Annotated in this window: 1 protein-coding gene; it reads right to left on the minus strand. The window is 57.4% G+C overall.

Annotated features, from left to right (window positions below; genetic code table 11):
• The coding region (locus ACO0KZ_RS20585; protein ID WP_422998677.1) for a hypothetical protein at positions 1–230 on the minus strand (230 nt) is incomplete at both ends.

The following is a 230-nucleotide window of genomic DNA, read 5'->3' on the forward strand; positions in this document are numbered from 1 at the left end:
TCGTGTTGTAGTCACTCGTGGCCGTCGCACTGCCGCCACCTAAACTATAGGCGTAGGTCGTCGTCGCGTTCGTCGCTGCCGACAGACTGACGGTGTAGACCAGGTTGTTGCCTTCGACCACATTGTCATCTCCAGCACCTGGGGCACCTGGTTCTATCGTGGTGATCGTGGGTTTCTCATTGTCTAAGATGCCGCCGGTACCCGTTGCGCCGCCTATCACTAAAGGCAGT

It is taken from the genome of Undibacterium sp. Di24W, from assembly GCF_049340325.1.
GTDB lineage: Bacteria > Pseudomonadota > Gammaproteobacteria > Burkholderiales > Burkholderiaceae_D > Undibacterium.